Origin of the sequence: Mycolicibacterium xanthum, from assembly GCF_019710635.1 — a bacterium.
Lineage (GTDB): Bacteria > Actinomycetota > Actinomycetes > Mycobacteriales > Mycobacteriaceae > Mycobacterium > Mycobacterium xanthum.
The window spans coordinates 66,076-78,301 of record NZ_JAIFZS010000038.1 but is presented as its reverse complement, the minus strand read 5'-3'; the positions used below and the strand labels follow the sequence as shown (position 1 = coordinate 78,301).

Sequence of the window (12,226 nt, the reverse complement as noted above, 5' to 3'; positions counted from 1 at the left end):
CGTACCGGCTGATGCGGCCAGACGCCGCCAGCACCGGGTGGTGTGGCGATCACATCTGGCAGACTGTGGACTCCGTGGGCCTGAATCTTGGAATCGTCGGACTACCCAACGTCGGCAAGTCGACGTTGTTCAACGCGCTGACCCGTAACGAGGTGCTGGCCGCCAACTATCCGTTCGCCACCATCGAACCCAACGAAGGTGTGGTCGCGCTGCCCGATCCCCGCCTCGACGAACTGGCGAAGATATTCGGCTCGGAGAAGGTGGTGCCAGCGCCGGTGACGTTCGTCGACATCGCCGGGATCGTCAAGGGCGCTTCGGAGGGGGCCGGGCTGGGCAACAAGTTCCTGGCCAACATCCGCGAGAGCGACGCGATCTGTCAGGTGGTGCGGGTGTTCGCCGACGACGACGTCGTGCACGTCGACGGCCGGGTCGACCCGAAGTCCGACATCGAGATCATCGAGACCGAGCTGATCCTGGCCGACATGCAGACCCTCGAGCGGGCGGTGCCGCGACTGGAGAAGGAAGCCCGAACCCACAAGGACCGCAGGCCCGTCTACGACGCCGCGGTGGCGGCCCAGCAGGTGCTCGACAGCGGCAGCACCTTGTTCTCGGCGGGCGCCGACGTGTCGCTGCTGCGCGAGCTGAACCTGTTGACGTCCAAGCCTTTCCTCTACGTGTTCAACGCCGACGAGTCCGTGCTCACCGACGCCGACCGCGTCGCCGAGTTGCGTGCACTGGTGGCGCCGGCCGATGCGGTGTTCCTGGACGCCAAGATCGAGGCCGAACTCCAGGAACTCGATGACGAGTCGGCCGCCGAACTGCTGGAGTCCATCGGCCAGACCGAGCGTGGCCTGGATGCCTTGGCGCGCGCCGGGTTTCACACGCTGAAGCTGCAGACCTATCTGACCGCCGGCCCGAAGGAGGCCCGCGCGTGGACCATCCACCAAGGCGACACCGCGCCGAAGGCGGCCGGGGTCATCCACTCCGATTTCGAGAAGGGCTTCATCAAAGCCGAGATCGTCTCCTTTGCCGACCTTCTGGCAGCCGGCTCGATGGCTGCTGCCAAGGCCGCGGGCAAGGTCCGGATGGAGGGCAAGGACTACGTGATGGCCGACGGCGACGTGGTGGAGTTCCGACACGGAGCAACAACTAAGCCGAGCAAGTAGGCGCCCCACCTGTCGGTGGTCAGTCATACGGTTCGGCTCGCCACCCAGTGAAAGGCCCGTCCTATGACCACCAAGTACCCCGTCGACAGCACCTACCATCAGTGCTGCAACACCATCGGCCGCCACACCGACCGCTGCCCCGGTCTACGCCCGGACTTCCCCGTCCCGGCCGGCGCGACCGCTGATCCGTGGGACGCCGTCTGCCTGGTCGACGGCACCGCCATGCGGTCCCTGACATGGTCGCGGCATGACACCGGCACCGTGGGTGTGGCGATTGACGGGTTCCAGCACTCCGACGATGGCCGCATCGAACGCGGGATCTCGCTGTACGACATCAAGGACCGGTCGCTGACCGCCGCGCAGGCCGTCGACCTTGCCCGCGCGCTGCTGAAAGCGGCAACCGTCCTCGACAAGCTCGACGGGAACGATACGGTGCAGCGATGACCATCGTCACCCGCGACGACATCACCCGCTACATCCACGACACCCTGCCGTGGGACGAACTGTCCGACTGGGACATCGACGCCATCGCCGACGACATGACCGCCGCGTGGCCGCTGATCGGGCAGCACCGGCCACCCGCCATCGACCCGTCTGTGACCGACGACGAGTTGTGGCTGATCGACTGCTCGATGCAGCCCGACAAGATCATCGACCGACTCATCGACGGCGACCGGTACTGGCAGATGGTGCAGGATCACCAAACCGGCTAACCCGTTCCCCGAACGTCGGCCCGTCACCCTTCCCCCTGGGTGGCGGGCCGGCTTCGTTGTGTGCAGGTCGGGAAGTGTGCCGCCCACCCGGTGATCTCAAATCGCCACCATAGTGGCGATTTGCCTGCGTCGTGGCGGACGCCCACCCGGTGATCTCAAATCGCCAGTTTACTGGCGATTTGCCTGCGTCGTGGGTGCCGCCCACGCGCGCAGGGACCGGACCGAAATACCCATACTCACGGATTCGTGAGTATGGTGCCGCCCACGCGCGCAGGGACCGGACTGGGCGCGCACGGAGTTGATCTCCGTACATGTGTGCCGCCCACACGCGCAGGGACAGGGCGCAGATCTCCATCGCCGAAAGCGCTCGGCGTCAGCCAGTCCGCAATCCGCAACGACATTGCGGCGCTGCGAGATTGTGGGGACTTAGTACCTAGTACTAAGTCGCCATCGAAGCGGCCCGACCGGTCCAAGACCAGCAAGCGCGGGCGACCATCGGCGGCTTGTCCGGGTTCGCCGTGTAGCTGCTCTCTCGGTTGGCGTTCTGGTTAGAGCCGCCCCGCTCCGTGACACTAAATCTTTTAGTGTCGACGAGCGACTTGACGATCTGGCGCACCCACGCCCTGCGACTTGCGCTTTGGTCGCGACACTAAATCTTTTAGTCTCACGACCAAACTTGATGATCGGCCCCAACCGCACCCTTCGCCGGAACCGGCTTCGCGTTCACACTAAATCTTTTAGTGTGAACGAGCGACTTGACGATCTGGCGCACCCACCAGACCATCGCATCGTTCTCGGCAACCAAACACTCAGGCGATGGGGTCAACGTTGATAATATACACGTTGACCTACGGTCATCACGACCGTCGTGGTGACTGCGGAGTTGATCTCCGTACATGACGTGCCGCCCACCGCGCGCAGGGACCGGACATACCCATAGTGGAAGTTCTTCCAGCATGGACGGTGCCGGCCACGCAAGGACGACCAGAAAACTCCTGCAGATCTGCAGGAGATTCCGCGATACCAACCCGGTAGGCAGGCCACGCAAGGACGACCAGAAAACTGTGGCAGATCTGCCACAGTTATCGGAGCGTGAACGCAAGTCTCGGGAGCAGGCCGCGAAGGCGACCGGCGCGTCCGGGCGGGCTGTTTCCCAAGCGAAAACGGAATTGCTCCGACGGGTGAGCGTGTCCTACGCCCCCTCGCGAAACTCCGCGCCCAAGGCGTTGGCGAGGTTTTTACTGAGGTCAGTAAAAACTATGGTCAAGGCAGGCCAGGATCAGGCAGGCAACGCGGGCACACCTAACAGCCTCGCCAGCCAGTGAAACTCGGCCGGCGGCCATTTCGCCCGGCACGCCGCGCACCCCGCACCGAACTCGCCCACCGACAACGCATCGACACGCAAATGCCCACCATCGTCAGCGCGCCGATACGCGAACCGGCAGCCGCAACTCGGGCACGGCATCCGCAGCGGCACGATGATCGGCGCATCACCGAGCAGCTCGACCGCCGTCAACACCCACCGCTCGATCCGGTCGCTGTAACCGTCGATCTGTTCGACATCCATCGGCCGCCAGCCGTAATCAACCAGGGCGCGCAGCCGCGCCGCCGTCGTGCCCTTGCCGTCGCGTGTCCACCCCGCCACCACGCCGTCAACCTCGGCAAGCCAATCCAGCGCGGCGACGTTGCACGGTGGCCGCGACTTCGACGCCGACCCTGACCGCGACAACGCTCCACCAGCCAACCGGGCCCGCAACCGGTCGTAAACCGGATCAGACCACCGCAGCGTGCCGTGCGACCACTCGGGCACCGGGTCGGCCAGGGCGCGCACACCGTCGGACAGCCGGCGCAGAGCCGGTGCCAGCGCACCGTCGGGGTTCGCGATCACCGTGAGTCAGAATGACACGAAACGGTACGCAAGTACCAGATTTGCGGGGTGGGTCAGGGTGTTCGTGTACGGGGGCGGGTGCAGCAGCCAAGCTCAACCTCTTGGCGCGCACACCGCCCCCGCCCTTCGCCTGCCAACAACCCCATAGTTGAAAGAGCAGGCGAAGCCTTCACACGAACGTCGCCTTCCCGCTGCGCCGTTTCGGTTTGGCCGCGACCTCCGAGCTCGTCAACGCCCACAACGCCAACGTCGCCGCCGTCACCGGGGTGATGTCCGCTTCGGAGTCCTTACGCGACCAGCCGAACCCGCTGTCCCCGATCCGGCGCTTCCGGGCCACCGACAACGCCGTGTTCAGCAGCGGCTGATCGAGGTGCCGCATCTTGGCGTCCATCACGGCGTCATAGAAGCCGCCGCACGCGGCGGCCATCTGCCGGGCCGTCGTGACCGTCACCGTCACCCCGGCCTGCTGCAGCGGGTCGATCAGGGTGTTGGCCGCGGACATGCCGTCGACCACCACGGCGCGAACCTCGTGGCGGCCGCAGATGTCCACGAACCGCTGCACACCCCAATCCGGCTGCCCGCGGCGTGACTCCACCACATCCACATACGGCAGACCGTCGGCAGTCCAGGCCGCCGACGCGATCGTCGCCACCGAACGATCCGGGCTGACGTCCAGGGCGACGGCGACATCCTTGCCCGCGTCCCGAAGATTCGCGTCGGCCACCGCCCGCCACGAATCCGCCGAAATCACCCGCTGCGTACCAACATCGGACCACATGCCCAGACGTTCCCGCCCGAAACCCTCATCGGTGGCCACGCCGCGCTCAGCCAGCACGTTGTCGTAGGTGACGCGATGACCCAGCGACGGATTCGCCGCCGCCCACGCCTCCGGATCGTCCAGATCGCAGCCGTCCGGCGCCGACCACTCAAACCACGCCGACCGGCGATCCTTGCCGTCCAAACCGCGAGCACGGAACCGGGCGAACACCGCGCCCTCCGCAGTCGACAACGGTGGGGTTCCCAACAGCCAGATCTGATGATTCGGCCGCGCACTCACCGTGTACAGAATCGCCTCCCACGCCTCATCCTGCAGAATCTGCGCCTCGTCCAGCAGCAGACAATCAGCCGAAAATCCACGAATCGCGGACTTGGATCGGGTGACGAACTTGACCTCCTGCCCAGAACGCAGCCGCAGATACTCACGCCCGTACGCGCCGGACTGCGCGACCACCTTGCGGCCCAAATCGTCGTAATTGTCGAAATACGATTTCAGCCGGCGAAACCCCAAACCCGACGTCGCCAGCTCGTGCGCGGAGTGGATGATCAACGCCTCGTTGAACAGCAGCAGACCGGCCAGAGCACGGGCCTCCGCGATCGCCCCCTTGCCGTTCTGGCGGCTACAGGACACCCCGATCTGGCGGGCGGCGAACGTGCCATCAGCGCGTTCGCCCATCGCCCCCTCGAAAACATCCTCCTGCCAAGGGTCCAACACCAAGCCGTACGCAGCGCACAACTCGGTGATGTCCTCCCAGGCGTTAGCCCGAACGCGGGGCGCGTGCCGGATTCGCGGAACCTGCACCCCGGCGGGCAGCGCGGCGCTCTGCGATTTCATCAGCCTTGCTCACCTGCTCGGTCGTCGGAATCTTCTCGATCTGCTCGAGCACATCGGCCAGCCGCGCCGACAGCGCAGCCACATCCCGGCTCGAGGAACACTCATCGAGTTCGTCTGCGAGCCGGTCCCGCAGCGCCCGCAGGCTCTCCAGACGCTCACCGGCGCGGACCACGTCGCCTAGGCCCATGTGGAACCGCCCGGGTCTATAGAGATCACAGCAAACCTGTGCCTGCTTCGTTGATGCTGGTCAAGGGGTTGCACCCCACCCGGTAGCAAACATTTGGTGTGTGTCATACGAACGTGCCCTTGCGCGGGTTGAACGGTTGGGTCATCAGGTCGGGGCCGCTAGGTTCATGCTTCGCGGATGCGGCGGTGGCTTCCTCGATGGGCACGAACCAGAGGTTCCCGCCGGCGCGGATGACGGCCCGCCATGCACCCCATTGGCTGCTGTCGTGGTCGGCGACGTGGCCGTGGTCCCACGGTGTGCGCCAGTGCTGGCAGGACCACCAGCCGGTGGACCAGCGGGCGCCGTCGGCGGTGAGGTAGCGGTCGCGCAAAACGTAGAGGTCTTTGAGTTCGGCGGCGTCGGATTCGATCACGGCGAGCAGGTGGGCGTCGTCGGGGCGTTTCGCGCGGGCCAGGTCGACGACGGATTCGGTGATGAGGGCGGCGCGGTGCAGCCGGTCGATGAGTTCGTCGGCGGTGACAGCCAGTTCGGTGTGGAGTCGTGCGCGGTCGGCCATGATCGCGGCCAGCACGCGGCGGCCGGTGAGGGTTTCGGCGACCCGGTGCTGCTGCTGGCGGTGGTTGGCGCCGACATGCGCGGCGATCGCGGCGTCGATGACGTTGGGCTTGGCGGAGTCGGCGATCAGGTGCGCGACCGTGTCGCGGGGCGGATCTTCCGGCTGAGACTGCCGCAGTTCCATCAGCTTGTGCAGTGCGGTGACTGCATCGTCGGGCAGCTCGACGGCGAACCGGTCGAAGGATTGCGCCGCCTGGATCGCGTCGAAGCCGCTGTTGTCGAACTTGAGCATTACCAGACCCTTCCGTGGCGTTCGTGCAGGGTGTCGGCGACCTGGCCGAAGGTCAGGTTGTCGGCGTTGAGGTTGCCGTGCTTGACGAGCCGGGCGAGGGCTTCTGCGGCTTTCTGTTTCGGTGGGAGTTCGGCGTGCCCGGTGCGCTGTTTGAGCTGTTCGAATTGTTCGGTGGTCATGGAGCCGACGACGGCGTCGAGCACATCACCCAACGTCGCCGCGGGCGGCTGTTCCTGATCGTCTTGGTTTGTCACTTCTAGTCCTCGGGGAGTGAAGATCTCGGGATGATCCAGCGGCCGGCGTGCTTGATACCGCCGATATGCGGGGCGAGGTTGCGGACATGGCGGTCACTCACGTCGAGCAGTCGGGCAGCTTCCGTGACATCCACGAATCCAGTGTGGCTGGGCGGCTGTTCCGGACTTCCGTTCCCGGAAGTGAGGGCGGTGTCGATCGCGGTGATCGTGGCGTCCAGCGCGGCCGTGGGTTCGTGGCGTGCGGCGACCTGGCGGCGCACCCACAGCAGCGCGGAGCGGGCCACCGCCAGATCAGCCGCCGACAACATCTAGCCGTCTTTCTCGATGCCGGCGCTGTAGGTGACGACGGTGTCGCCGACGATGACGGGAAACGGGTTGCCCCAACGGGTGGGGCGCGCGACCACGATGGTGCTGTCGGGTTTGCGCCAGCCTTTGGTGCGGCGCAGCCGGATACGTTGCGGTATCACTGTTCGTCCTCCGCTTCCTCATCGGTTCCCATCGGTTCCCACCGGTTCCGGGAACCGGGAACCGGTATCGGTTCCCGGTTCCCTCCCTTAGGGGAACCGGAACCGGAACCGTTTTCGGGAACCGGTTTGGAACCGGATTTCTGGGAACCGTTTTCGACGGCTTCGATCGCCTTCTTCGTCCCGTCTCGGACATCACGCAGCCGTTCAAGGTCGAACAGTCGGTTGATCGCGTCGAACGCGTCGGCGCGCCGGAACTTGTGCCTGTCGTTTTGGGCGGCGGCGATGATCTGTGACCGTGACGACACCGAGCCGCGATTGAACACGCTGGTCCACAGCGCCTCCATGAGCGGGGTGGTGGCCGCGTCGCCGGAACTGCTGTCGTCGTCCTGGTCGTCTTTGGGAGCGAAGAACCGCACGGTGAAGTCGGGGCCGACCGTTTCGGAGTCGTCCACGACGAATGTGCCGACGAAGGTCTTGCCGGGCAGTTTCGTCGGCTTGCCGTGTGCGCGGAGCTGCCCGGGCCGGTCCTTGGTGACGAACACGTTGGACCGGCCACGCATCCGCCGGCCGAACGGTGCGACGTTCTCCATCACGAACCGGGCGCCGTCGATCGCGTTGCCCTTGTGCACCGAGCCGTAGGCGTCGCGGCCGCGGCCCTCCACGTTCTTGGGCAGATGGTCGCACGCCAGCGTGCACGCCCTGTTCTTGAGGAACGGGGTCACCAGCAGCCGCCGGAAGTTCGCGGCGCCGTCTGCGGCCATGATGTCCGCGCCGATCAGCGACATGGCTTCGTTCACGCCGTCGAGGACGACCAGCGTGGGCCGTGATTCGATCAGCGGTCGTATCCATTCGGCGCGGGCGGGGCGGCCGGGCGCCACGAACAGCAGTCGGGAGGCGATCAGCGCCGTGTCCACGCCGAGCAGGCGTAGCCGTTCGATGGTGGAGCCGGGGTCGGATTCCTCGAAGTGGATGTAGACCACGGTGTTGCCGGCGGCCAGTTCGGCTGCGACGCATGCCAGCGCGAACCACGTTTTGCCTGATTCGGTTTCGCCGAGGATTGCGTGTTCGCGGCCGGGGTAGATCATCCGCAGGCCGTCGCTGCGGACGGCGCCGATCGACGGTTGCGGTTGGGTGATTTCGCCGAGAAGGTGCGGGCCGAGATCGAGCGGTTCCCAGGTGGTCGGCTCGGGCAGATCATCTTCCGGTCTGGAAGAGGATCTGTCGTCGTCGCCGCGGTAGTGGTCGCCGTCGTCGGGTGGCGGTTCATCGGGTCCGTGATCGTCGGGGTGGTGCCCGTTGCGGACTGCCTGATCGCGGCGGGCATCGTCGGCGATGAGTTGGAGCAGTTCGTCGGAGCGGTCAAGATCGTCAGTCACGCGATCACCGCCCCGGCACCCGTAACGGCTACCTGTTTAGAAACTAACAATTTCCGCGTTGCACGGTGCGCCGCCACCCGGCATTTGGCCGAGCAGTACCGCGCGTCGGAGCGCCGCGGCGCGAAAGCCCCTTCACACCAACCACACTCGCGCGGAACGGGTGAACTCGGATGTTCTTCTGACCGGCAGCCGTTACAGATGGTTCCCGCGGTTGGGTACGACGTGCGGCGACTGTAGAAGTCGCTGGACTTGTCGTGTCCGGCTCGGCGTGGCTGACAGCAGCGCCGGCACAGCCGGAACTCATAGCGTGAACAGAACCCACACGTCAGGTTCCCCTCGGTATCGCACCATGCTCGGCGCCATGTGAAGACGCATTCCTGGCCGCACTTGGTGCAGTAGAAGACCTGGACCGTGCGGGTCACCTGACGGCGGTGGAGTTGCCACTCAAGCCTCACTTGCTCACCGCCTTGGCAATGCGGTCGGCTGCCGCCACCAGTCCGTCAGCCAAAGCAGCGGCGCTGTCGTGCTGTTCAGTAGGGGTGTAGACCAGTCCGCACCAATTCACGTCAGCGTTGAAGTTCAGAGCCTCGGCGATGTCCGAGCACTCGCTAGCGATGCGGTTGAGCTTCGCTAGTCTGCACATCAGACGAGCGAATGTCGCAGGGGACGGGTCCGGTTTCGGGTTGCGTGGTTTCTGCGGGTACTGCTTCCCGTCGACCCCGGTCGTCTTCTGATCCCCGTCGAATGCGTCGGCGACGATCCTGGCGATGTTCTCGTCGCTGGTATCCCCTTGCTGGCGTGCCTCATCAACGACAGCATCGACAAGCTCGGACACCGGGTTACCCGCATCAGGTTCAGGTGTTCGGTTCTGAACACCTAGATCAGCGTTCACGGTGGCAACGCTCGATCCGACGACATCAGCGACGGCGCGCTGCGACATGCCCTCACCGGACAGCCAGCCGACGATCTCGCGGCGCTGATCCCGGTCGATCCGCACATGGATCTTGCAAGCGTCCGCGACATAGGCCGTCCACGACGCATACCCGAGCGCCACATGTATCTGGCCGGCCTTCGCTTCCTCGACCAAGGCGTACAGCTTCGACAGGCTCTCGCCGATGCTGTTGGTCAACAACCTGATCCGACGATCCAGGCGTTCCGCGTCAGCAGTGGACAACACCGCGTCAGCGGTGGACAGGGCTACCTCACTCATGCGACCACCCCGTCCGCCAGCCGGTGCAGTTCTTCGGCGAGCACACGGTGGTCGCCGCCGCGCCGCCACAGTCCGCGCAGCGTCTCGGCGTCGAACAACGGTGCCAATCCGGCCTCGGCTAGGCACTTCGCCGCAGCCGCAGCACCATCGAGCTGCTTATCCGACAGCGTCTCGGGTCGCCACGGCCGCCACGGATCGGACATCCGGACGTGCTCGAGAGCTTCCAGGCGCCTGGATGCGGCGCGCCGACGACGCAACCCGGTCGCGTAGTCCGCGCACTGACGGCGCCGGGCGGTATCATGCGTGTAGCCGCCTTGGTGGTGCTCGGCGGTGGTGGTGAATTCAGTGATGGTGTCGCCCAGGCCGAGCGCCTGGGCTTCATCTTTCTCAGGCATCTATGCTGCACCGCCGTTGCGGAGGATGTCGGCGACGGTCGCGATCTGCTCATCGCTCAGCGGGGGCCATTTCGCGACGAGGCCGCGGGCGTATTCGTTGAGCCCTTCGGCGGCGAGTTTCTGCCGCGCTTCGGTGAGTTCGGGGTCGTCTGGTTGGCGTTCGCCGGCGCGGATGGCGCGGGTGATCGCGCCGATCTTGCCGCGATAGTGGGCTTTGGCTTGTGTGAGAGCCATTGGCGGTGCTCCTGGGCAGGGTCGTATGACCCTCCCGTCGGAGCCGCAATTGGCAGGGAGGCGATTCCGGCTGGTAATGCGCCGCCGGTCGCTACGGTGTCAACACCGTGGTGTCGATGCTAGCAGCACAAGTGCTCGTAGCGTGACTTGCTGGTAGCCGTGTTGAGCGAACCCGTCGAGCATCCCGTTCAACCGTTTCGGACTGCACGACAGCCGTGTTCCGCACAGCCTGCACTCATACGCATGTCGGAAACCGCCCCATGGCTGATTGGCGGCCCGCCAACCGTGCTGCCGGGGGCGCCCCTTCGCGATGAGTTGTTCGTTGGTGATCCACTCGCCGTCCTCGATCCGTGTCAGGGTGTCGATCTCGGCGATCTTCCCGCGGGCGTGTTTGGGGTCGTCGCAGAAGATCCGCATCGTGGTCGGGTCGCTCATTTTGGGGTGATCTCCACGCTGGTCGGGTCGAAAGTTCTGGAGCCGCGGGCCGCTTTATGCAGTTCGACGGTCACCAGCGCGCCGATGATCGCGCGCTGACCCATCAGGGACGCATCGAGGAACGCCTGTGGTGGATCGTTGGCGGCCAGCACATCGGCCAGGGCGGCGTTGTCGGTGTCGGCGGCCATCTTCTGCTGCACCTGCCCGATCTCGATCCCCACCCGCTCCATCGCCGCGGCGTAACGGCGGCCGTCGATCAGGTCGGCGTCGTAGTCCGATTCGATCCGCTTCTTGCGGTCCCGCAGTTTGTCCAGTTCGGTGACGAGCGGAGCCGACGGGCTCTTGTCAGCTTTCATGCGGGCGGCGATCTTCTTCCCGGCGGTCCGGATACGTTCGGCGACAACAAGCGTCACGAACCCGTCGACCTGGGCGCGGGAACGGTTGACGTGACCGGCCTTGCAGCGGTATCGACCGCCGCTCCAACTGGAACACGGCTGCTTGCATACCGCGCACAGGAACAAACCCGAGCCGAGGTGTTTCCGGTCGGTGCCTTCCCGGTTGGAAGTGCGGCGGGGATCGTTGAGTCGCGCCTGGATCACGTCGAACATCTCCGCGGTCACCAGCGGCTCCCAATTGCCGGTTTCTCCGGTGGTTTGGCCTTGGTAGACGGCTCGGCCGGCGTAGCGCGGGTTGGTCAGGATGGTGCGGATTGTCGACGGGTTCCACGGTGTGCCGCGACGGGTGGCCTGGCCTTCCTCGGTGAGCAGTCGTGCGATGGATCGCAGCGACTCCCCGCTGTAGAACATCTTGAAGATGCGGCGCACCAGTTCGGCCTCGTCGGGCACCGTCTCACCTTTGGCGGTATAGCCGGTCAACCGCACACCCAGCGGTGGGCGGCCCAGTTTGGAGCGTTGTCGGGCGGCGGCGGTCTGGCGTTCGGACTTCAACCCGATCTCCATCTGCGCGACTTCGCCGAGCACACCGATGACCATCCGCCCGGATGCGGTGGTGGGGTCCATGTCGGAGCCCTTCACCAGCGAGATGATCGTGCCGCGCTGCTGGCAGGCTTCAACCAGTGCGAGGCGATCACGGGCGTTGCGGGCCAACCGATCCAGCGACCAGGACACCACCGCGTCGATCTCGCCGCCGTCGATGGCTTCGAGTAGCGCGGTGAAGGCGGGGCGGTGCTTCTTACCGGTCGCGGTGATGGAGTTGTCGGTGAACGTCGCAACTACCGGCCAGCCACGCTGTTCGGCGAGGCGGTAGCAGTCCTCTTCGTTGCGGGTGACGGTGAGTTGTTCGCCGGTGTGGTCGGCGCTGACACGGGTGTAGATCGCGGTCCGGAGTTCCTTACCCATAGCCCTATTGTTGCATGACGGTGTATCTTGGTGGAGTTCCGCTTCAACGTGTAGTTGGTGAAGCGGCGAAGTGCTCGTGGCGCA

At 65.5% G+C, this 12,226-nt stretch carries 16 protein-coding genes; 3 read left to right on the top strand and 13 right to left on the bottom strand.

Features of this window, described 5'->3' with window-relative positions:
- Window positions 1-74 precede the first annotated feature (74 nt).
- From ychF to JDV09_RS15395, 3 genes are all read left to right on the top strand, one after another.
- A complete protein-coding gene (ychF, locus tag JDV09_RS15405; protein WP_221370007.1) occupies window positions 75-1,166 on the top strand; it encodes a redox-regulated ATPase YchF in 1,092 nt (363 codons plus the stop codon).
- Window positions 1,167-1,229: 63 nt separating this feature from the next.
- Entirely contained in the window at window positions 1,230-1,610 is a 381-nt protein-coding gene (locus tag JDV09_RS15400) for a hypothetical protein (protein ID WP_221370006.1), read from the top strand.
- Window positions 1,607-1,879 (top strand): hypothetical protein, encoded by a 273-nt coding sequence (locus tag JDV09_RS15395; RefSeq protein WP_221370005.1) that lies wholly within the window; start codon window positions 1,607-1,609, stop codon window positions 1,877-1,879. Before JDV09_RS15400 ends, JDV09_RS15395 begins: the two co-directional genes overlap by 4 nt.
- 1,279 nt (window positions 1,880-3,158) lie before the next feature.
- Here JDV09_RS15395 and JDV09_RS15385 read toward each other — a convergent pair.
- From JDV09_RS15385 to JDV09_RS15325, 13 genes are all read right to left on the bottom strand, one after another.
- Window positions 3,159-3,767, bottom strand: a complete 609-nt coding sequence (locus tag JDV09_RS15385) for a DUF7341 domain-containing protein (RefSeq protein WP_221370003.1) — start codon at window positions 3,765-3,767, stop codon at window positions 3,159-3,161.
- Window positions 3,768-3,936: 169 nt separating this feature from the next.
- A complete protein-coding gene (locus JDV09_RS15380) occupies window positions 3,937-5,379 on the bottom strand; it encodes a terminase large subunit domain-containing protein (protein ID WP_221370002.1) in 1,443 nt (480 codons plus the stop codon).
- Window positions 5,303-5,566, bottom strand: a complete 264-nt coding sequence (locus JDV09_RS15375; RefSeq protein WP_255605415.1) for a DUF4349 domain-containing protein — start codon at window positions 5,564-5,566, stop codon at window positions 5,303-5,305. The genes JDV09_RS15380 and JDV09_RS15375 overlap by 77 nt, the downstream gene beginning before the upstream one ends.
- 103 nt (window positions 5,567-5,669) lie before the next feature.
- Window positions 5,670-6,413, bottom strand: a complete 744-nt coding sequence (locus tag JDV09_RS15370; RefSeq protein ID WP_221370001.1) for a hypothetical protein — start codon at window positions 6,411-6,413, stop codon at window positions 5,670-5,672.
- Window positions 6,413-6,667, bottom strand: a complete 255-nt coding sequence (locus JDV09_RS15365) for a hypothetical protein (protein WP_221370000.1) — start codon at window positions 6,665-6,667, stop codon at window positions 6,413-6,415. Before JDV09_RS15365 ends, JDV09_RS15370 begins: the two co-directional genes overlap by 1 nt.
- A 2-nt stretch (window positions 6,668-6,669) precedes the next feature.
- Window positions 6,670-6,975 (bottom strand): helix-turn-helix domain-containing protein, encoded by a 306-nt coding sequence (locus tag JDV09_RS15360; protein WP_221369999.1) that lies wholly within the window; start codon window positions 6,973-6,975, stop codon window positions 6,670-6,672.
- On the bottom strand, window positions 6,976-7,134 hold the full coding sequence (locus tag JDV09_RS15355; protein ID WP_308124139.1) for a DUF4326 domain-containing protein: 159 nt from the start codon (window positions 7,132-7,134) through the stop codon (window positions 6,976-6,978).
- On the bottom strand, window positions 7,131-8,510 hold the full coding sequence (locus JDV09_RS15350; RefSeq protein ID WP_221369998.1) for a P-loop NTPase family protein: 1,380 nt from the start codon (window positions 8,508-8,510) through the stop codon (window positions 7,131-7,133). Before JDV09_RS15350 ends, JDV09_RS15355 begins: the two co-directional genes overlap by 4 nt.
- A gap of 451 nt (window positions 8,511-8,961) precedes the next feature.
- Window positions 8,962-9,720 carry a hypothetical protein gene (locus JDV09_RS15345; RefSeq protein WP_221369997.1) on the bottom strand — a complete coding sequence of 253 codons (759 nt, stop codon included), beginning with the start codon at window positions 9,718-9,720 and terminating at the stop codon, window positions 8,962-8,964.
- Window positions 9,717-10,115 carry a hypothetical protein gene (locus tag JDV09_RS26850; protein WP_255605414.1) on the bottom strand — a complete coding sequence of 133 codons (399 nt, stop codon included), beginning with the start codon at window positions 10,113-10,115 and terminating at the stop codon, window positions 9,717-9,719. The genes JDV09_RS15345 and JDV09_RS26850 overlap by 4 nt, the downstream gene beginning before the upstream one ends.
- The gene (locus tag JDV09_RS15335) at window positions 10,116-10,349 is read right to left on the bottom strand and encodes a hypothetical protein (RefSeq protein WP_221369996.1); all 234 of its coding nucleotides are present in this window, start codon (window positions 10,347-10,349) and stop codon (window positions 10,116-10,118) included. It abuts the gene before it with no gap.
- A gap of 99 nt (window positions 10,350-10,448) precedes the next feature.
- On the bottom strand, window positions 10,449-10,784 hold the full coding sequence (locus JDV09_RS15330; RefSeq protein ID WP_221369995.1) for a hypothetical protein: 336 nt from the start codon (window positions 10,782-10,784) through the stop codon (window positions 10,449-10,451).
- A complete protein-coding gene (locus tag JDV09_RS15325; protein ID WP_221369994.1) occupies window positions 10,781-12,142 on the bottom strand; it encodes a recombinase family protein in 1,362 nt (453 codons plus the stop codon). Before JDV09_RS15325 ends, JDV09_RS15330 begins: the two co-directional genes overlap by 4 nt.
- Window positions 12,143-12,226 lie beyond the last annotated feature (84 nt).

Bases quoted from the DNA above. Each gene is read 5' to 3' on its own strand.
- JDV09_RS15400 (WP_221370006.1), top strand. From the start codon at position 1,230: ATGACCACCAAGTACCCCGTCGACAGCACCTACCATCAGTGCTGCAAC.
- JDV09_RS15370 (WP_221370001.1), bottom strand. From the start codon at position 6,413: ATGCTCAAGTTCGACAACAGCGGCTTCGACGCGATCCAGGCGGCGCAA.
- JDV09_RS15345 (WP_221369997.1), bottom strand. From the start codon at position 9,720: ATGAGTGAGGTAGCCCTGTCCACCGCTGACGCGGTGTTGTCCACTGCT.
- JDV09_RS15360 (WP_221369999.1), bottom strand. From the start codon at position 6,975: ATGTTGTCGGCGGCTGATCTGGCGGTGGCCCGCTCCGCGCTGCTGTGG.
- JDV09_RS15380 (WP_221370002.1), bottom strand. From the start codon at position 5,379: ATGAAATCGCAGAGCGCCGCGCTGCCCGCCGGGGTGCAGGTTCCGCGA.
- JDV09_RS15335 (WP_221369996.1), bottom strand. From the start codon at position 10,349: ATGGCTCTCACACAAGCCAAAGCCCACTATCGCGGCAAGATCGGCGCG.
- JDV09_RS15330 (WP_221369995.1), bottom strand. From the start codon at position 10,784: ATGAGCGACCCGACCACGATGCGGATCTTCTGCGACGACCCCAAACAC.
- JDV09_RS15395 (WP_221370005.1), top strand. From the start codon at position 1,607: ATGACCATCGTCACCCGCGACGACATCACCCGCTACATCCACGACACC.
- JDV09_RS15325 (WP_221369994.1), bottom strand. From the start codon at position 12,142: ATGGGTAAGGAACTCCGGACCGCGATCTACACCCGTGTCAGCGCCGAC.
- JDV09_RS15375 (WP_255605415.1), bottom strand. From the start codon at position 5,566: ATGGGCCTAGGCGACGTGGTCCGCGCCGGTGAGCGTCTGGAGAGCCTG.
- JDV09_RS26850 (WP_255605414.1), bottom strand. From the start codon at position 10,115: ATGCCTGAGAAAGATGAAGCCCAGGCGCTCGGCCTGGGCGACACCATC.